Annotated in this window: 13 protein-coding genes; 6 read left to right on the forward strand and 7 right to left on the reverse strand. The window is 69.6% G+C overall.

Translation table 11 applies throughout. The annotated features are described in order from the left end of the window. Positions 1-114: 114 nt before the first annotated feature. Positions 115-1,215 (forward strand): ISAs1 family transposase, encoded by a 1,101-nt coding sequence (locus QFZ27_RS27225; RefSeq protein ID WP_429229598.1) that lies wholly within the window; start codon positions 115-117, stop codon positions 1,213-1,215. Between the two features lie 208 nt (positions 1,216-1,423). Here the strand turns inward: QFZ27_RS27225 and cbiE are convergent, their stop codons facing one another. Genes cbiE through QFZ27_RS27240 form a run of 3 tightly spaced genes read right to left on the reverse strand, consistent with a single transcriptional unit; the run spans position 1,424 to position 4,418 of the window. Further along, entirely contained in the window at positions 1,424-2,647 is a 1,224-nt protein-coding gene (gene cbiE / locus QFZ27_RS27230) for a precorrin-6y C5,15-methyltransferase (decarboxylating) subunit CbiE (RefSeq protein WP_429229599.1), read from the reverse strand. Then, positions 2,647-3,270, reverse strand: a complete 624-nt coding sequence (locus QFZ27_RS27235; RefSeq protein WP_429229600.1) for a precorrin-8X methylmutase — start codon at positions 3,268-3,270, stop codon at positions 2,647-2,649. The genes cbiE and QFZ27_RS27235 overlap by 1 nt, the downstream gene beginning before the upstream one ends. 8 nt (positions 3,271-3,278) lie before the next feature. Next, positions 3,279-4,418, reverse strand: a complete 1,140-nt coding sequence (locus QFZ27_RS27240; RefSeq protein WP_429229601.1) for a sirohydrochlorin chelatase — start codon at positions 4,416-4,418, stop codon at positions 3,279-3,281. Between the two features lie 212 nt (positions 4,419-4,630). Between QFZ27_RS27240 and QFZ27_RS27245 the strand changes: the two genes are divergently transcribed. Further along, positions 4,631-5,512, forward strand: coding sequence for an SDR family oxidoreductase (locus QFZ27_RS27245; protein ID WP_429229602.1), 882 nt, complete (start codon positions 4,631-4,633; stop codon positions 5,510-5,512). 106 nt (positions 5,513-5,618) lie between these two features. On the opposite strand, the gene QFZ27_RS27250 is transcribed toward QFZ27_RS27245, so the two are convergent. Next, on the reverse strand, positions 5,619-7,679 hold the full coding sequence (locus QFZ27_RS27250) for a M3 family metallopeptidase (RefSeq protein WP_429229603.1): 2,061 nt from the start codon (positions 7,677-7,679) through the stop codon (positions 5,619-5,621). 302 nt (positions 7,680-7,981) lie between these two features. Between QFZ27_RS27250 and QFZ27_RS27255 the strand changes: the two genes are divergently transcribed. Next, positions 7,982-9,028, forward strand: a complete 1,047-nt coding sequence (locus tag QFZ27_RS27255; protein WP_429229604.1) for a calcium-binding protein — start codon at positions 7,982-7,984, stop codon at positions 9,026-9,028. 16 nt (positions 9,029-9,044) lie between these two features. Here the strand turns inward: QFZ27_RS27255 and QFZ27_RS27260 are convergent, their stop codons facing one another. After that, positions 9,045-10,280, reverse strand: a complete 1,236-nt coding sequence (locus QFZ27_RS27260; RefSeq protein WP_429229605.1) for a YeeE/YedE family protein — start codon at positions 10,278-10,280, stop codon at positions 9,045-9,047. A 433-nt stretch (positions 10,281-10,713) separates the two neighbouring features. On the opposite strand from QFZ27_RS27260, the gene QFZ27_RS27265 reads away from it, so the two are divergent. The 3 genes from QFZ27_RS27265 (at position 10,714) to QFZ27_RS27275 (ending at position 12,416) form a co-directional block, all read left to right on the forward strand. Next, the gene (locus QFZ27_RS27265; protein WP_429229606.1) at positions 10,714-11,118 is read left to right on the forward strand and encodes a hypothetical protein; all 405 of its coding nucleotides are present in this window, start codon (positions 10,714-10,716) and stop codon (positions 11,116-11,118) included. A 178-nt stretch (positions 11,119-11,296) separates the two neighbouring features. Continuing rightward, positions 11,297-11,914, forward strand: a complete 618-nt coding sequence (locus QFZ27_RS27270; RefSeq protein WP_429229607.1) for an adenylate/guanylate cyclase domain-containing protein — start codon at positions 11,297-11,299, stop codon at positions 11,912-11,914. 133 nt (positions 11,915-12,047) lie between these two features. Next, the gene (locus QFZ27_RS27275) at positions 12,048-12,416 is read left to right on the forward strand and encodes a hypothetical protein (RefSeq protein ID WP_429229608.1); all 369 of its coding nucleotides are present in this window, start codon (positions 12,048-12,050) and stop codon (positions 12,414-12,416) included. On the opposite strand, the gene QFZ27_RS27280 is transcribed toward QFZ27_RS27275, so the two are convergent. After that, positions 12,348-14,345, reverse strand: a complete 1,998-nt coding sequence (locus QFZ27_RS27280; RefSeq protein WP_429229609.1) for an AfsR/SARP family transcriptional regulator — start codon at positions 14,343-14,345, stop codon at positions 12,348-12,350. The two genes, QFZ27_RS27275 and QFZ27_RS27280, sit on opposite strands and share 69 nt — an antisense overlap. Positions 14,346-14,628: 283 nt before the next feature. Continuing rightward, positions 14,629-18,525, reverse strand: coding sequence for a trifunctional transcriptional regulator/proline dehydrogenase/L-glutamate gamma-semialdehyde dehydrogenase (gene putA / locus QFZ27_RS27285; RefSeq protein ID WP_429229610.1), 3,897 nt, complete (start codon positions 18,523-18,525; stop codon positions 14,629-14,631). Between the last annotated feature and the right edge of the window lie 54 nt (positions 18,526-18,579).

Below are 18,579 nucleotides of genomic sequence, written 5' to 3' on the forward strand. Positions count from 1 at the left end.
CCTTCCTTGTCCCCCCTCCCCTTGCGGCAGGGGAATCGCATTTGAATGAAGGAGGGAGTTGCGGGAGGAAGAGGGATCGATTCTGTAGAGGCTTTCTCTTGCGGAGGAGGCCCGATGTCGTCGCTGATTACAATCCTGCGCGAGGTTCGCGATCCGCGCGATGCGAACGCCCGGCACGATCTGGCGGAGCTGTTGTTCGTGGCGCTGGCGGCGACGTTGTGCGGGGCGAAGAGTTGCGTGGAGATCGCCGAGTTCGGCGAGGGTCGGGAAGACGAGCTGAGGGAGATCCTGGTGCTCGAGCATGGGGTGCCGAGCCACGACACCTTCAGCCGGGTGTTCCGGCTGCTCGATCCGGCGGAGCTGTCGCGGGCCTTTGCGGCCTTCATGACGGCGCTGCGGCGCGGGCTCGGGCTGCCGCCGCCGCAGGGGGTGGTGGCGATCGACGGCAAGACGCTGCGGCGTGGATACGAGAAGGGCAAGGCCCATCTGCCGCCCTTGATGGTGAGTGTGTGGGACAGCGAGACGCGGCTGGCGGTGGCCGCGGCGCGGGCGCCGGGCGGCTCGGAGGTGAAGGCCACCCTCGACCTTCTGAAAGGCTTGACGCTGAAGGGCTGCACGGTGACGGCCGATGCCCTGCACTGCCATCCGGCCATGGCCAAAGCGGTGCTGGCGGCCAAGGCGCAGTATGCCCTGGGGCTGAAGGGCAACCACGGACCGCTGTTTGCCGCGGCCGAGGCGGCATTCGCGGCTGCCGGCGATCTCGCCTTCTTCGAGACCCGGGAGCGGGCGCATGGGCGGTCCGAATGGCGGCGGGTATCGGTGCTGCCGGTCCACCGGCTGGCCGATCCGCCGTCCTTCCCCGGGCTCAAGGCGATCGGCCGCATCGAGGCCGAGCGCACCGGCGGCGACGGCAAGGTCAAACGGGCGGTGCGATACATCGCCCTGTCGAAACTTCTGTCCGTGCGTCGGCTTGCCCAAGTCGTGCGCACCCACTGGACTATCGAGAACCAGCTCCACTGGACCCTCGACGTCGTCTTCGACGAGGACGATGCCCGCACCCGCAAGAACAACGGCCCGGAGAACCTGGCCATCATCCGCCGGCTCGCCCACAACATCTTGCGGACCCATCCCCTCGACAAGCCTCTCGCCAGCAAAATGCGCCGCGCAAAATGGAGCAAAGAATTCTTCTTCGAACTCTTTACACACATGCGATAGCCCTGCCCCTTGCGGGAGGGGGATAGGGGGAGGGGTCTGCGCGCGTCCGCGCGCGAATGAGCAAGGAATCCGACTCGCCGCATCTCCGATGCGCCAGAACTCGCCGCCTGGGCAAACCGAGAGAACCCCCTCCCCCTACCCCCCTCCCGCAGGGGGAGGGGGGACTCGTTGGGCTCGGCTCCGATTTCGAAGCAGCCGGAGAGAATCATCAACTCGCTCCCCACGGCTTCGTGACGGCCCATTGCGTCACCGGCATCAGCGGGCGCCAGCCGTGATAGCCGCCGATTGGCTCGGCCCGCGACACGGCGATGCGGGACAGGGCGCCGCCGAGCCGGGACTGGTGGCCGATCACCACCGCCTCGCCTTCCGCCGTCACCACATTGGCGACCAGCCGGCCGCCCGGCGGCAGCGCAGACCAGCAGGACTCGACCAATCCTTCGGTAGTGATGCCGCCGCCGATGAACACCGCGTCCGGCCGCGGCAGATCGCCTGCCAGCGCGCCCGGCGCCTCGCCGCGCACCACTTTGAGGAAGGGCGTGCCCAGCGCCGCCGCGTTCTGGGCGATCAGGGCCAGGCGGCCGTCGTCGCGCTCGACCGCCACGGCCCGGCAGCGCGGGTCGCTGCGCATCCATTCAATGGCGATCGAGCCGCTTCCGGCACCGACATCCCACAGCAGCTGGCCGGGCGACGGCGCCAGCGCCGCGAGGGTGATGGCCCGGACCTCGCGCTTGGTCAGCTGGCCGTCATGGGCGAAGGCGTCATCCGGCAGGCCGGGCACGGCCGGCAGCACCCGCGTCTCCGGCCCGGCGACGCAGTCGATGGCGATGGTGTTGAGATCGTCGACCTCGCGATCGCCCCACTCCGCGGCGGTGGCCCGGGTGGTGCGCTCGCCCTCCCCGCCCATCCGCTCCAGCACGGCGAAGCCGCTGCGGCCCCAGCCGGTGCGGCGCAGAAGGTCGGCCAGAAGCGCTGGGGTGGTGCGGTCGGCGCTGAGCACCAGGATCCTGGCGCCGGGCTGGAGGTGCGGCACCACCAGCTCCAGCGGCCGGCCGTGCAGCGTCACCATGCGGGCCTCGACCAGCGGCCAGCCGAGCCGGGCGCAGGCCAGGCTGAAGGCCGAGGGCGCCGGCAGCACCACCATCTCGGCGATCGGGATGCGGCGCGACAGGGTGACGCCGACGCCGAAGCACATCGGGTCGCCGCTGGCCAGGACGCAGACCCGGCGGCCGCGCAGCGCCTCGATCTCCGGCACCAGGGCCACGAGCTGGGGCGGCCAGGGGATGCGGCGGCGGCCGTCCTCCGGCACCATCGCCAGGTGCCGCTTGCCGCCGACCACGATCTCGGCGCCGTCATAGAGCGCACGGGCCGCCGGTGACAGGCCGTCCAGCCCGTCCTCGCCGATGCCGATGACGCTGAGCCAGGGCGCGGCCATCAGATGCCCTCCCGCGCCAGGGCGTTGACCGCAGCCGAGGCCATGGCGCTGCCGCCGCGCCGGCCCGGCAGGGTCAGGAACGGCACGTCGCTTGCGGCCAGCGCCGCCTTCGATTCGGCGGCGCCGACGAAGCCGACCGGGAAGCCCAGGATGGCGGCGGGCTGCGGCGCCCCCTCCTCCAGCAGCTCCAGCAGCCGGAACAGGGCGGTCGGGGCGTTGCCGATCACCACCACCGCATCCTCCAGCCGGTCGCGCCACAGCTCGACCATCGCCGCCGAACGGGTGGTGCCGAGACGGCGGGCCAGCTCCGGCAGCGACGGGTCGCCGATCAGCGACACCACCTCATTCTCCGCCGGCAGGCGCGTGCGGATGATGCCGACCTCGACCATGCGGCAATCGACCAGCACCGGCGCGCCGGCCACCAGGGCCGCCCGGCCGCGCGCGGCGACGTCGGGGGTGAAGAGCAGGTCGTCCACCACCTCGACCATGCCGCAGGCATGCGCCACCCGGACCGCGAGCCCAGCGACGTCCGGCGGAAACCGCTCCAGCCGCGCCTCGGCCCGGATGGTGGCGAAGGACTGCCGGTAGATCGCCTCCGGGTCGCGGAGATAGGCGTGCGCCATCCCGCCCCTCACCCGGCCTTCTTCAGACTCTTCGGCCCCAGCGGGTGATCGGCATGGGGATAGGGATGATGGTGGTGGCCGTGATCGTGGCTGTGCGGATGGTCGTGGCCATGCTCATGACCGTGGCCGTGCGAATGGTCGTGATGATGGTGACCGTCGCCATGAGGATGGTCGTGATCGCCATGGTGGTGATGATCGTGCCCATGGCCATGGTGGTGATCGTGGCCGTGGTCGTGGTGCTCATGCGCCGCCCCGCCGCCGATGCCCTCGACGTGGTGGTGATGGCTTTCCTGCGGCAGGCCGACCTCGGCCTCGAAGCCCAGCACCTGCATCCGGTACTTGCACATCTGGCAGTTCATGTTGCCGGTGCCGTCGAGGATCTCGGCGATCCGCTCCTCCAGCGTCTGCAGCACCAGCGGGTGGTCGTTCAGGTAGCGCGCCTTGACGAATTCGATGCCCGGATGGCGGGCGGCGACGGCGTCGGTGGCGTCGTAGATCCGGTCGACCAGGATTCCGGTGAACAGGAAATACGGGAACACGACGATGCGGCGGTAGCCCAGCTTCGCCGCGTGCTCCAGCGCCGGCTCGACCAGCGGGAAGGTGACGCCGGAATAGGCAGTCTCGCCCCAGCCGAAGCCGATGCCCTCCCACAGCATCCGCATGACCTTGGCGACGTTGGAGTTGGCGTCGGGGTCCGAGGCGCCGCGGCCGACCACCACCAGCATGGTCTCGTGGCGCGCGATCGGCCCATCCTCACGCCGGCCATCGGCGATCTCCACCGCCTCCTGCACCCGCTCGCCGGCGGCGCGCAGCATCTTCACGTCGATGCCCAGCTCGCGGCCGTAGCGGATGGTCAGGCCAGGATGCTGCGCCTGGTAGGTGTTCAGCACCGAAGGGATGTCGTTCTTGGCGTGGCCGGCGGCGAACAGCATGCCCGGGATCGCCAGCACCTCGGTCACGCCCTTGGCGCGCAGCCGGTCCAGCCCGTCGCGGATGATCGGCCGGGCGAATTCGAGATAGCCGTAGTCGACCTCGTAATGCGGCAGGCGGCGGCGCAGCTGCAGCGACACGGCGGCGAACTCGTCCACGGCTCCCTGGTCCCGGCTGCCATGGCCGCAGATCATCACGCCCAGCTTGCCCGCCATCATGCCTCCTGGCTCCACGCCATGCCGGCACGGCCGGACCCGAGGGACCGGCAGCGGACGGTGGGCGGCACGCGCGGATATCGCTTGGATCTATCCGTCCGATGGAACCCCGTTGCTTCGAGCATTCCGGGGGCGTCGCGGGACGCACCGTCGACGTCCCGGCCGGCACATTGCTATAGCGTTGCCCTGGAAAGCAACAGGCGACGCGACATCTCATGCACGATCTGCGACCCGGAAGGCTCTTCGTCTTCGGCCTCGGCTACAGCATGACCCGGCTGGCGCGGCGGCTGCGCGACCTCGGCTGGCAGGTCGCCGGCACCACCCGCGACGCCGACCGCCTGGAGCGGCTGCAGGACGAGGGATTCGACACCCATGCCTTCGGCCCGGACCAGCCGCTCGACTCCGCCGCCCTGGCCGGGACCACGCATCTGATCCAGTCGATCTCGCCGGAGGAATCGGGCGACCCGACGGTGCCGGCGCTGGCGGAGGCGCTGCGGGCACTGCCGGCGCTGCGTTGGGCCGGCTATCTCTCGACCCCGGCCGTCTATGGCGACCATGGCGGCGCCTGGATCGACGAAAGCGCCGATCCGACCCCCGGCTCGCCGCGCGGCTGGAAGCGGCTGGAGGCGGAGCGCGCCTGGTTCGCGGCGTTCCAGGACACCGGCGTGGCGGTGCAGGTGTTCCGCCTGGCCGGGATCTACGGGCCCGGCCGCAGCGCGCTCGACCAGCTGCGGCACGGCCGGGCCCGCCGCATCGACAAGCCTGGCCAAGTGTTCAACCGGATCCATGTTGACGACATCGGCTCGGTGCTGATGGCGTCGATGCGCCAGCCCGGTCCGGGCGCGGTCTACAACGTCGCCGACGGCCACCCGTCCAGCCCGAACGACCCGATCGAGCATGCCGCCAAGCTGCTCGGCATCGACCCGCCGCCGCTGGTGCCGTTCGAGCAGGCCGGCCTGTCGCCGCTCGGCCGCGAGTTCTACTCCGAGTGCAAACGGCTGAAGATCGACCGCATCATCGATGAGCTCGGAGTGCACCTCGCCTATCCGAGCTATCGGGAAGGCTTGGATGCGATTTGGGCGGAGGAGCAGGCCTGAAATGAATCGTCATGGCGAGGCGCGCAGCGCCGTGGCCATCCAGGGGCCGATGCGAGCGGCCCTGGATGGCCACGCCCCTTCGGGGCTCGCCATGACGAAATAAGGCTTAAGCGGCGTCGGCCAGGCCGCGCTTCTTCAGCAGCGCCGCCGGCTCCGGCGGACGGCCGCGGAAGGCGCGGTAGGCCTCGGCCGGATCGCGGCGGTAGCCGGCGGAATAGACGAACTCCGCCAGCCGGCCTGACACCGCCGGGTCGAAGATGTCGCCCGCCTCCTCGAAGGCGCCGAAGCCGTCGGCGTCCAGCACCTCCGACCACAGATAGCTGTAATAGCCGGCGGAATAGCCGCTGCCGGCGAAGACGTGCTGGAAATGCGGCGGCCGGTGCCGCATCACGATCGCCGACGGCATGCCGATCCGCTGCAGCGTCGCACGCTCGAACGCTGCCGGGTCGGACGCATCGGCGCCCGCGGCGTGGAAGTCGAGATCGACCAGGGCCGAGGAGATGAACTCGACGGTGGAGAAGCCCTGGTTGAAGGTGCGCGCCGCCAGCACCCGCTGCAGCAGTTCCTCCGGCATCGGCTCGCCGGTGCGGTAGTGCAGCGCGTGGCGGCGCAGGATCTCCGGCCGCTCCAGCCAATGCTCGTACAGCTGCGACGGGAATTCGACGAAGTCGCGCGCCACATTGGTGCCGGCGATGGCCGGGTAGGTCAGGTCGGACATCAGCCCGTGCAAAGCGTGGCCGAACTCGTGGAACAGGGTGCGGGCGTCGTCGAAGCTGAGCAGGCTCGGCGTGCCCTCCGCCGCCTTGACGAAGTTCATGACGTTGACGACGATCGGGCGCACCTCGCCGTCGAAATTCTCCTGCTCGCGGATCGCCTCCATCCAGGCGCCGCTGCGCTTCGACGGCCGGGCGAAATAGTCGCCGTAGAACAGGCCGATGAAGCGGCCGTCCCGGCCGGTCACCTCCCAGGCCCGGACGTCGGGGTGCCACACCGGCACGTCCTTCTGCTCCTTGAAGGACAGGCCGAACAGGCGATGCGCCGTGTCGAAGGCCGCCTCGATGATGCGCTCGAGCTGCAGGTAGGGCTTGAGCTCGCTCTCGTCGAGGTCGAATTCCCGCTTGCGCTGCTGCTCGGCGTAGTAGCGCCAGTCCCAGGCGGCGACCTCGAAATTGCCGCCCTCCTCCGCCACCAGCGCCTGCAGCTTTTCCTGCTCGCGCAAAGCGCGGGACCGGGCCGGCGCCCAGACCGAGTTCAGCAGGCCCAGCGCCGCCTCCGGCGTCTTGGCCATGGTGTCGGCCAGGCGGAAATGGGCGTAGCTGGGGTAGCCCAGCAGCCGCGCCTGCTCCGCCCGCAGCGCCACGGTCTCCGCGATGATCGGCCGGTTGTCGGCGGCGGCGCCCTCGCCGCGGGCGAGCCAGGCCTTCAACGCCGTCTCGCGCAGGTCGCGCCGGGCGGAGAACTGCAGGAACGGCTCGACGCTGGACCGGCCGAGCGTGATCGCATATCTGCCCGGCTGGCCGCGGTCGGCCGCAGCGGCCGCCGCGGCATCGCGCAGCTCCTGCGGCAGGCCGGCCAGGTCGGCCTCGCCGTCCAGCACCAGGGCATAGGCCTTCTCGTCGGCCAGCACATTCTGGCCGAACTGCGTGCCGAGCGTGGCCAGGCGCTCGACGATCTCGGACAGCCGGCGCTTCGCCGCCTCGTCGAGCCCGGCGCCGCTGCGGGTGAAGCTGAGATGATAGCGCTCCAGCACCCGGTCCTGCTCCGGCGTCAGGCCCAGCTCGCCGCGACGGGCGAACAGCGCGTCGACCCGGAGGAACAGCGCCGGGTGCTGCTGGATCGCGTTGTGGTGCCGGGCCAGCAGCGGCGCGACGTCGCGCTCCACCGCCTCGAGCTCGTCGCTGCTGTGCGCCGAGGTCAGGTTGAAGAAGGCGGCGGCGACCCGGCGCAGCGCCCGGCCGCTGCGCTCCAGCGCCGCGACGGTGTTGTCGAAGCTGGGCTCGGCCGGGTCGCCGGCGATCGCCTCGATCTCGCGGAGATGCTCGGCCAGCGCGGCGTCGAAGGCCGGGCGGAAGTGTTCGACCGTGATCCGCTCCCAAGGCGGACTGCCGAACGGCGTGTCCCAATCCGCGAGCAGCGGGTTGGCGGAGGTCTGCGTCTCGGAGCTCATCGTGGTACCGCCCGTGATCTGGATCCTTGGCCGCCAGACTAGCGAGGATCGCGGCCTGATGTCAGCAGCCGTATCGCCGGTCTCCGCGAGGAAGGATTGCCGAACCAGAGCCAGAGTTCAGAAGATTTAAAATCATCTAAATTTTGCATTGCAGCAAAATATTTATGATTTTGAATCAGGATCATGAAGATTTAATTGCCGCATCGCAGCAATCACGATGGCGATTCCTGACCGGTCTCGCTAGCATATCCCCGTATTCGAAACGAGAGCCCCGGATGGCCGGGGCCAGGAGGGGTTTGCAGATGACGACGCTGACGGTGAACGCGCCGAACGGGATCAACGGCGCCGGGTTTTCGTTCGACGCCCTGGCGCAGCTGGATTTCGACAATCCACGGGTGACCTCCCTCACCTCCACCGCCGGGCATATCGAGTTCGACGGCGTGTCGATCGACCTCACCGGCGCCGGCCTCGGCGTCGGGCTGTTCGGGGTCACCGGCATCGTGACCGGGCTGGTGCTGTCCCAGGACGGCGTCGCCATCGCCACCATCACCGGCACGTCGCTCAGCGCCGCGACCACCTATTCGCAGATCAGCAACGGCGATTTCACCGGCCTGGCCAACAGCCTGTTCGCCGGCAACGATACCCAGACCGGCTCGCAGAAGGGCGATTTACTGCTCGGCCTGGCCGGCAACGACACCCTCAACGGCCTCGCCGGCAACGACACGCTCGAGGGCCGCGTCGGCAACGACGTGCTGCGCGGGGGCGCCGGGGCCGATGTGCTGACGGGCGGCGCCGGCATCGACACGGCGAGCTACTACAGCAGCGCGATCAGGGTCTCGGTCAGCCTGACCACCGGCACCGGCCGCGGCGGCGAAGCGCAGGGCGATACCCTCTCCGGCATCGAGAACCTCTCCGGCAGCCAGGGCAGCGACACCCTCACCGGCAACAGCCGGGCCAATGCGCTGCAGGGCTGGAACGGCAACGACGCCCTCACCGGGGCCGGCGGGACGGACACGCTGACCGGCGGCGCCGGGGCCGATCGCTTCGTCTACAGCAGCGCGGCGCAGAGCCCGACCGGGTCCGGCGCCGACCGGATCACCGACTTCGGTCACGCCCAGGGCGACCGCATCGACCTGTCGGGGATCGACGCCAATGTGGACGTCTCCGGCAACCAGGCCTTCCGATTCATCGGCACCGGCCTCTACACCCACCATGCCGGCGAGCTGCGCTATTCCACTTCCGCCAGCGCCACGACAATCGCCGGCGATGTCGACGGTGATGGCACCTCGGACTTCCACATCCTGCTGACCGGGGCGGTCCACCTGGTCGCGGGCGACTTCGTGCTGTAGCGGTCTAGAGCGGACGTCAGCAGCCGGTCAGGCGCGGCGTCCGCTCGACCTCGAGCCCGAAGGCCGGCCGCAGATACGTGCCGGCGACATTGCCGAAGAAGGCCGCGACCAGCCACAGCCAGCCATGCAGGCTGCCAGAGGCGATGCCGGAGAAATAGGCGCCGATGTTGCAGCCATAGGCCAGGCGGGCGCCGTAGCCGAGCAGCAGCCCGCCAACGATTGCGGCGGCGACCTGTCGGCCCGGGATCCGCCAGACTGGGGCGAAGCGCCCGGCCAGGCTGGCGGCCAGCAACGCGCCGACGACGATGCCGATATCCATCACCGAGGTGACGTCCGACAGGATGCTGCCGTTCAGCGCCGCGGCACTGGCCGGCTTCGACCAGTAAGGCCAGCTGGCCGGGTCGAAGCCGACCAGCGCCGCCGCCTTCGAGCCCCAGAGGGCGAAGGCCGAGGTGATGCCCCAGGGCCGCCCGGCCAGGGCCAAGGTGACGAAGTTCAGCACCGCCAGGGCGACGCCGCCCCAGACCAGCGGCCAGGGGCCGCGCAGCAGCCGCTGCAAGCCGCGCGTCGCCGGCGGCTCGGGCGCCACCAGGGCGCCATGCACGCGTCGCTCGCGCAGCACGGTCAGGCCCGCGATGGCGGCGAAGACGGCAAGGTTCAGCAGCAGCGCCGGCCACAGGCCTAGGCTGGTGACCAGCGACACGGCTGGCAGCGATGGCTGCGCCGCCCACCAGTGCAGATGGGCGGCGCCGATCGCCGAGCCGGCGATGAAGAACGCCAGCGTCAGCACCATGCGCGTGGATCCGCCGCCGACCGCGTAGAGCGTGCCGGAGGCGCAGCCGCCGCCAAGCTGCATGCCGATGCCGAAGATGAAGGCGCCGACCACCACCGAGACGCCGAGCGGCGAGACGTTGCCGCTGACCGGCTGGCCGAACAGGGTGCCGGCCGACAGCGCCGGGAAGAACAGCAGCACGGCGACCGCCAGCATCACCATCTGCGCCCGCAGCCCGGCGCCGCGGCCGTCGGCGATGAACACCCGCCAGGCCGAGGTGAAGCCGAAGGCGGCGTGATAAAGCACCACGCCGAGCGCCGCACCGAGGGCGTAGAGCGCCGCCTGGCGGGCATCGATCACCGCAGAGAGCAGCAGCACTCCGGCCAGCAGCACCAACCCGGCTAGGCCGGCGACGCGGAGATTGATCGCCGGGGCAAGGCGGGGAGCGGTCTGGCCGCCGGGAAAGGTGATCGTCGACATCGCATGAATCCGGAAGCTGCCGCCGTCAGGGCGGCGGTCAGAACCACATAATCGTGCAGCAGAAAATGTCAATCTTCTGTATTAGACGTGGCCGCAATGTGTTTTGTTCAAGGACTTCAATTTCGATGGTTCTCGTCGACGGTCGAAGCCGATTGACTCGGACGACTCCAGATCCAAGATCTTTCATCCACGGCATCATCGCTTCGGCCCGTGTCGGGGGGGCGGGTGCGACTGGGCTATAGCGGCCGAGCCCATCACAAGCCGGGATCGAAACCCGTCTTCGAACGATCCGGCCGGGACCATGGCCTCGCGATGCGGGGCAACCCGTCGTCGCCGTTGGGGAGATGCTGGCGGCATCTCCCGTGGGTTGAGCACCTCCACCGCCGCGAGGCATTTCAGGAGGATCGACATGGCATATCTCGATGTGAGCCCGATGATCGTCGCACTGCGCACCTCCCCGGCCGAATTCGATCTCCGCCGCGGGCTGCTGCGCCACAAGCCCAGCGGCCATCGAGTGATATTCGACCCGCTGGGCGGCAGCGCCCGGATCGAAGCGGAGTGCGACTGCGCCCTGCTTCGCATCTCGTATCAGCAGAGCCGCGAGCTGACCGAGGCGTACCACGACTGGGAGGAGACGTATTGGCGCGTCGTGCGAATCAACCGGGACTTCGCCTCGCATTTCGACCGCCGCTTCTGGCCGAGGCTGGCGACCCATCTCGAGCGCGTCCTGCAGGCCGGGCTAGCGGCCTTCGAACGGCTCAATCCGGCACGGCGCTCGAGGTCCGTTGAGAACACGGCTGATCGCAACACCGCCGCGCCGCCGATGCCGGCGGAATGACAATCCAAGCGGATCGCGAGGGCGGGATCTTTCGGGGGCGAGGCGATTGACCGCTTCGCCCCTCGGCTCACGCATTTTTCACGCTGAACGGCCGGTCGATACACGAAGCGTGCCGCTGTTCCGGAGAGACTCCTGTCAACACCCCAGACAAGGGGAATGCCGAGACAGGGAGGTTCTCTTGTACACGACCAGATCGATCAGCAGGCCCCTAACCCCACCAGAAGGCGCGACATACAGCCATCGGCACGGCTTGCGCCATGCTCCCAGAATCGAGCGGCGACGCCTCACCATCCTGGTCGCGGATGTCGTGGGGTTCAGCCGGCTCGTCGAGCTCGACGCCCTCGCCACGGCGCTCGATCTGTGTGCGCTCCGGCGACGTTTCATCCTGCCGACCGTCCTCGCCCATCGGGGGCGGCTGGTGAGCTCCGCGGGCGACGGCGCGCTGATCGCGTTCCCGCGCCCGGTGGACGCCGTGAACTGCGCCGTCGCACTTCAGCGCGGCGTGAACGCCGAGCCGGCGGGAGCCGGCATCGACCGGAGCCTTCGCCTGCACATGGGCATCAGCACCGGCGACAGCATCGCCGTCGATGGCGAGCTGTTCGGGCATCCTCTGAATGTCGCCGCCCGTCTCCAAGCGCTGGCCGAGCCCGGGGATGTCTACCTGTCCGAGACCGTGGTCGCCGAGGTTGCCGACACGACCGGGATAGGCTTCGAGGCCCTCGGACGATGCCTGCTCAGGAACATGGCCGAACCGATCGGCGTCTATCGGATCGCCCGCAGCGCATTGACGGGCTGATGAAGATCCCGATGCATAGCCTCCGGCCGCCAGCCTCTTCCGAATATGGCCCGCGCATCCCATTGGAGAGCTTTCCATCTCCGGCAGACTGCCGCACCGTCATCTCATTTGACAAGCGCCAGGGGAAACGACCATGCCGCGCTTCGATCCAATCGCCACCCCGCACGATTTTTCCGTGATCGACCTGGGCAACCGGGACCAGTTGCTCGCCGTCGGCGAGGAGGTCTTCAAGGCGGCGACGAGCCCGACCGATCTGGCCAACTTCATCCTCAACGCGAAATCCATCCTGCAGCAGCCCAACCTCGCCAAGGGGCTCGATCCCAAGGCCGTCGCCGGCAAGAGCATCAACGTGGTCGTCGACACCGATGACGTGATCAACGTCGTCATCCCGCAGGTCCAGACCACCTTCAAGGACCCCGCAGGAGAAGGAGGACTACCTCAGGAGGATCGGGTTCATCGTCCTCTGCGGATGCCGGTAGGAGACCGGCCCGTCTCGGGATGAGGTGATCCGCGAGACGGCATCGACGAACTGCCGTCGTCTGGCTTCGTCGGGGATGAGCACAACCTCGTCGAGCCAGCAGAGGGCGCGTTCCCGTGTGAACGGCTCCTCGCCTCCCCAGGTCCGACCGAGACGCCGGAAGAATTCTTCGCCTGCCGATCTGGCCTCCGTCGCGCGCCCCGAAGAGGCCAGGGCCACCGCCCGCCAGGCGACCAGCTCGGGAACCGTGTCCGGGCCGAGCCGGGTCAATGTCAGCGCCCGTTCGTAAGCCCCGGCATGCGTGCAGGCGACGGCCAGGTACCAGTAGAAATAGGGCGGCGGGGCCGGATGGATCTCAAGGGCGCGCTCGCCGCATCGGATCGCATCGTCGATCGAGCCGAGATGCGCCAGCCCTTCGGCACAGGCGATCAGAGTCATCGGGTCATCGGGGTTCAGCGCGCGTCCCTGCTCGAAATGGCGCCGCGCCTGCTCCGGCATGCGCTGGCGCAGATAGGCCCAGGCGGCGATGATATGGCCGTGGCTGTCCCATGGATCGATCGCGATGGCGTCCCGGGCCAGCCGGGTCGCGTGCGCGAAGGTCTCGGGGTCGCAGCGCGAGCCGGGCACCAGCTGCTGCCGCGAGAGCTCGATCGAGGCAAGGCCGGACAGCGGGCGAGCAAAGCCCGGATCCGCCGCTGCCGCGCGGTTCAGCAGCGGTATGGCGGCGTCGAACGCCTCGCTGCTGAACGTCTCTACCATCCGGTCGCCGGCCAGCCAGAGGTCATACGCTTCTGCGGTCTCACCAAGCTGGGGGATGCGCGCCGTCCGGACCACATGGTCGACCCGATGCGCGAAGCTCGTCAGGTCCGGCAGCACCGAGGCGAGATCCGCGGCCGAGGGAAAGGCGAGCACCTCGACCAGATGCTGCAGGTTCGTCGCCGTGTCGCACAGGCGCAGGCCGTATCGGCAGGCGGTTCCGTCGTGCCGGAGGCCGATCCGCAGCAGATAGGGACCGGCCTCGGCCGCCTGCTCGGGCGAGGCGATCAGGCGGGTCGAGAAGGTCCGGTACCGGGACAGCGCGGTGACGAGCTCGTCCTCCAGAAGCTGCGACAGGTCGCGGACCAGCTCCGGCGGCCCGATGGCGGGCTGGACGAACACCGCCACCACGGGCGTGCGGTGCGGGATAGCCCGTGTCGGGCTCGAAGGCGACGCCTCCCCACGCCGGAGGGCGTCGATATGCGACCGGAGCTCGGCGGAGGGTTCGATGTCGAGCGCATGGGCGAGAGCCTTGCAGCACTGCTCGAACTGGCGGAGCGCGGCCCCGACGGCCCCCTTGCGCGCATGCAGATCGATCAAGACCCGGTGCCCGCGCTCGTGAGCCGGATCGACGCGGAGCAGCGCCTGGGCGAGCGCCTCCACATCCCGGTCGCGCTCGGATCTCTCCGCCTCCGTGACGGCTTCCTCCAGCACGCGGAGAATGGTGGCCTGACGGGAGGCGCGCTCGGCCGCCAACCAATGGTCGAAGGCCGTGCCGGCCGACCCGACCCCATCGAACAGCTCCCCCGCCCAGCCGGCACTCGCCTGCAGCACCGCCTCAACGGCCCCGACCGCCAGGAGGCGGTCCATCTCCAACGCGTCCACGGCCAGGGCACGTATATCGAGCCGCACGGAGAGACGGTCGGCCGTGAGCAGGTCGTCGGCCTGGTCGTCGAGACTCTGCCGGAGCTCCAGCAGCGCATGACGCAGCGAACCCTGTGCCTGGGCCTGGCCGCGATCGCCCCAGAACAGCCCGATCAGACGCTCGCGGCGAGCCTGGCCGTTCGGTTGCAGGGCAAGATAGGCAAGGAGGCAGAACGCCTTCTTCAAACGCGGCGTGCGATCGGACCCGTCCGGCCCGACCAGCCGCGGATTCCCGAAGAGCTTCAGCGCAAAGCCGCCCGCCCCCATATCCATGACCGTCGCCTTACATTCCCGGCAGAGAAAGTCGTCAGCAACGAAGCCAACCACCAATCATCAGAAAAGACGGCCGAAGCTTCGGGCTTCAGGAATTCTCTCTGTTCTGCAGAGAAAATCCACAGGATGCGGATATCTTCCTCTGATCTATCAATTTATTTGGAAATATTAGAAAACAACTAAGCTTAAATTATGTCAATCTCCGCGCGATTCAGGACTCAGAATTGCCGGAACGGCGAGACTCCGCGATGCAGGAGCGGCAACGCTCCCCGTCGCGCATCGTTCACCCGATCGTCATCAGGCTGGCATTGCCGCCGGCCGCCGCGGTGTTGTTGCTGACCGACCGTTCCAGCAGCAGCCATTCCAGGGCGTAGCCGGCGCGGCCATCGGCGAGATCGTCGCGGGTCACGCCCTGCACCGGCACCAGCGGGCCCGGCCGGGCCGCGACCGCCTGATTGACCGCATGCAGCGCGTCGCTGTCGCCCTCGAACAGCACCGCGTCGGCCGGCGCCGAGGCCCAGTCGTCGGCGCGGGACAACAAGGACTTCAGCGACGGCGGCGCCGCGCCGAGCAGGGCGTCGGCGACACCCTTCGGGGCCGACAGCACCGCTTTGTTGCCGGTGGCCAGCGCCGCGCCGATCTGCAGCGCCGCGCCGGGCGCGGTCTGCGCCAGGCACAGCACCGTGCCGCGCGGCTCGACGCTGTAGCTGTTCTTCTCGCCGACCGGGCCGGGCAGTTCCAGGGTCACGCCGAGCGGGCTGCGCGCCTCATAGGCGACGACGCGGTCGGCCTCCGCCGTCCGGCCGGCCTTGCGCAGGGCCGCCGCCCAGTCGCGTAGCGGCCGGAAGCGCTTCTCCGCCGCGGCGCCGTCGGCATCGGGCGCCACCGGCCCGGCCTCGGGCCGGACCGAGAGCAGGCGGTACAGGTACATCGGGCCGCCGGCCTTGGGGCCGGTGCCGGACAGGCCGTGGCCGCCGAAGGGCTGCACCCCGACCACGGCGCCGATCAGGTTGCGGTTGATGTAGACATTGCCGGCCGTGGCGCGGTGCGACACCCGGGCGATGGTCTCGTCGATCCGGGTGTGGACGCCGAAGGTCAGGCCATAGCCGGTGGCGTTGATCGCGTCCAAGAGCTGGTCGAGCTGGCTGCGGCGGTAGCGCAGCACATGCAGCACCGGCCCGAACACCTCGCGCTTCAGCTCGGCAATCGAGTCCAGCTCGATCAGGGTCGGCGGCACGAAGGTGCCGTGCTTCGCCGCCTCGGGCAGCGGCAGGGCCTGGACCTTGCGGCCCTTGGCCTGCATCGCCTCGATGTGCTTCGCGATGATCGTCCGCGCCTCGTCGGTGATCACCGGGCCGACATCGACCGCCAGCCGGTCCGGGTTGCCGACGGCCAGCTCGGCCATCGCCCCCTTCAGCATGGTGAGGACGCGGTCGGCCACATCCTCCTGGAGGCACAGCACGCGCAGCGCCGAGCAGCGCTGGCCGGCGCTGTCGAAGGCCGAGGCCAGCACGTCGCCCACCACCTGCTCCGGCAGCGCCGACGAGTCGACGATCAGCGCGTTCTGGCCGCCGGTCTCGGCGATCAGCGGAATCGGCCGGCCTTCCGGGTCCAGCCGGTCGGCCAGCACCTTCTGGATGATCTTGGCGACCTCGGTCGAGCCGGTGAACATGACGCCGCGGGTGCGGCCGTCGGCGACCAGCCGCGCCCCGACCTCACCGGCTCCCGGCACCAGTTGCATCGCCCCGGCCGGCACGCCGGCCTCGCGCAGCAGCCGCACGGCGGTCGCGGCGATCAGCGGCGTCTCCTCCGCCGGCTTGGCCAGCACGGTGTTGCCGGCGGCCAGCGCCGCCGCCACCTGGCCGGTGAAGATCGCCAGCGGGAAGTTCCACGGGCTGATGCAGACCACCGGGCCGAGCGGCCGATGGGTGTCGTTGGAGAAGCCGTCGCGCACCTGGGCGGCGTAGTAGCGCAGGAAGTCGACCGCTTCGCGCACCTCGCCGATCGCGTTTGGCAGGGTCTTGCCGGCCTCGCGGATGATGGTGCCCAAGAGGGTGGGCATCCGCGCCTCCATCAGGTCGGCGGCGCGCAGCAGGCAGGCGGCGCGGTCGGCCGGCGGGGTGGATTGCCAGATTGGGGCGGCCGCGGCAGCCTGGGCCATGGCCTCGTCGACCTGATCGACCGACGCTTCGACCACCGTGCCGACGACGTCGCGCCGGTCGGCCGGGTTGCGGACCTCCCGCGCCGGCCCGTCGCGGTCGCCGTCGCCCAGCATCGGCACGGCGCGGACCACGGCGTCTACGCCGGAGAGCAGCGCGGCGGAGAGCGAGGCCAAGCGCTGCTCGTTCGACAGGTCGATGCCGGCGGAGTTGTCGCGGCTGCCGCCGAACAGGGCGCGCGGCTGGGCGATCTTGGCATGCGGCGCGCCCAGCGGCTGCACCTTGCGCGCCGCCTCGACCGGGTCGGCGATCAGCTCGTCGATCGAGACGCCCGGGTCGCCGATGCGGTTGACGAAGGAGGTGTTGGCCCCGTTCTCCAGCAGACGCCGCACCAGATAGGCCAGCAGCGTCTCATGGGTGCCGACCGGAGCGTAGATCCGGCACGGCCGGTCAAGCTTGTCGCGGCCGACCACCTCCTCGTACAGCCCCTCGCCCATGCCGTGCAGGCACTGGAACTCGTACTGGCCGCGATAATAGTTCTCGCCGGCCATCTTGTAGATGGTCGCCAGGGTCTGGGCGTTGTGGGTGGCGAATTGCGGGAACACCGCGTCCGGCGCCGCCAGCAGCTTGCGGGCACAGGCCAGGAAGGAGACGTCGGTGTAGATCTTACGGGTGTAGACCGGGAAGCCTTCGAGACCATCGACCTGCGCGCGCTTGATCTCGCTGTCCCAATAGGCGCCCTTGACCAGCCGCACCATCACCCGATGGCCGCTGCGCCGGGCCAGGTCGACGATGTAGTCGATCACGAAGGGGCAGCGCTTCTGGTAGGCCTGGACCACGAAGCCGATGCCGTTCCAGCCGGACAGCGCCGGGTCGAAGCACAGCGCCTCCAAGAGGTCGAGCGACAGCTCCAGCCGGTCGGCCTCCTCGGCGTCGATGTTGAGGCCGATGTCGTAGCTGCGGGCCAGCACGGCCAGGGCGGTCAGCCGCGGCAGCAACTCGCTTTTCACCCGGTCGGCCTGGGCGCGGGAATAGCGCGGATGCAGCGCCGACAGCTTGATCGAGATGCCCGGCCCCTCATAGATGCCGCGCCGCTCCCCCGCCTTGCCGATGGCGTGGATCGCCTGCTCGTAGTCGCGATAATAGCGGTCGGCGTCGGCCGCGGTCGTGGCCGCCTCGCCGAGCATGTCGTAGGAGTAGCGGAAGCCCTTTGCTTCCAGCTTGCGGCCGTTGGCCAGCGCCTCGGAGATGGTCTGGCCGGAGACGAACTGCTCGCCCATCATCCGCATCGCCATGTCGACACCCTTGCGGATCAGGGGCTCGCCGCCGCGGCCGATCAGCCGGGTCAGGGCGGCGGACAGGCCGGCCTCGCTGCTGGTGGTGACCAGCTTGCCGGTCACCACCAGGCCCCAGGCGGCGGCGTTGACGAACATCGACGGGCTCTGGCCGACATGGGACTGCCAGTCGCCGGACGAAATCTTGTCGCGGATCAGCGCGTCGCGGGTGGCGCGGTCGGGGATGCGCAGCAGCGCCTCGGCCAGGCACATCAGGGCCACGCCCTCATGGCTCGAGAGCGAGAACTCCTGGATCAGCCCCTCGACGCCGGCGCCGACGCCCTTGGCGCGCAGCGCCTCGACCAGCGTGCGGGCGATGCCCCGCGCCCCGTCGGTCACCGGCTTCGGCAGGGTGGCGCCGGCCAGGATGAAGGGCAGGCACTCCTCCTCCGGCCGGCGGTAGGCGGCGGTGATCTTGGCGCGCAGCACCGTCTGCGGCTGCACCGACTGGGCGAATTCCAGGAAGGGCTGCGGCCCGGCTTCCTCTGCCGCCGTCGCGTCGGCCGGATCGCCGGCATCGGCCTCGTCCGGCCCGCCGAAGGTCTCGCCGCGCTCGACCCGGTCGAGCATCGTCAGCATCGCCTGCTTGACCAGCCAGTGCGGGGTGCGGCCCTGCTTTTCTGCCGCCGCCTTCAGCCGTGCCCGCAGCTCGTCATCGATCTTCACGCCGAATGTCGTGCTGCCCATAGCCCTGCTCCGCGCTTGTTCTGCGAGAGTAGTACCATCAAAAGGGCAAAAGGT

The sequence above is a fragment of the Inquilinus ginsengisoli genome, assembly GCF_050434925.1.
In the GTDB taxonomy this organism is placed as follows: Bacteria; Pseudomonadota; Alphaproteobacteria; order DSM-16000; family Inquilinaceae; genus Inquilinus; species Inquilinus ginsengisoli_B.

Coding starts and splice junctions, on each gene's coding strand:
- QFZ27_RS27280 (WP_429229609.1), bottom strand. CDS start 14,345: ATGGATATGGGGGCGGGCGGCTTTGCGCTGAAGCTCTTCGGGAATCCG.
- QFZ27_RS27235 (WP_429229600.1), bottom strand. CDS start 3,270: ATGGCGCACGCCTATCTCCGCGACCCGGAGGCGATCTACCGGCAGTCC.
- QFZ27_RS27265 (WP_429229606.1), top strand. CDS start 10,714: ATGATCGTCGCACTGCGCACCTCCCCGGCCGAATTCGATCTCCGCCGC.
- QFZ27_RS27260 (WP_429229605.1), bottom strand. CDS start 10,280: ATGTCGACGATCACCTTTCCCGGCGGCCAGACCGCTCCCCGCCTTGCC.
- QFZ27_RS27245 (WP_429229602.1), top strand. CDS start 4,631: ATGCACGATCTGCGACCCGGAAGGCTCTTCGTCTTCGGCCTCGGCTAC.
- QFZ27_RS27240 (WP_429229601.1), bottom strand. CDS start 4,418: ATGATGGCGGGCAAGCTGGGCGTGATGATCTGCGGCCATGGCAGCCGG.
- QFZ27_RS27255 (WP_429229604.1), top strand. CDS start 7,982: ATGACGACGCTGACGGTGAACGCGCCGAACGGGATCAACGGCGCCGGG.
- putA (WP_429229610.1), bottom strand. CDS start 18,525: ATGGGCAGCACGACATTCGGCGTGAAGATCGATGACGAGCTGCGGGCA.
- QFZ27_RS27225 (WP_429229598.1), top strand. CDS start 115: ATGTCGTCGCTGATTACAATCCTGCGCGAGGTTCGCGATCCGCGCGAT.
- cbiE (WP_429229599.1), bottom strand. CDS start 2,647: ATGGCCGCGCCCTGGCTCAGCGTCATCGGCATCGGCGAGGACGGGCTG.
- QFZ27_RS27275 (WP_429229608.1), top strand. CDS start 12,048: ATGCCGCGCTTCGATCCAATCGCCACCCCGCACGATTTTTCCGTGATC.
- QFZ27_RS27250 (WP_429229603.1), bottom strand. CDS start 7,679: ATGAGCTCCGAGACGCAGACCTCCGCCAACCCGCTGCTCGCGGATTGG.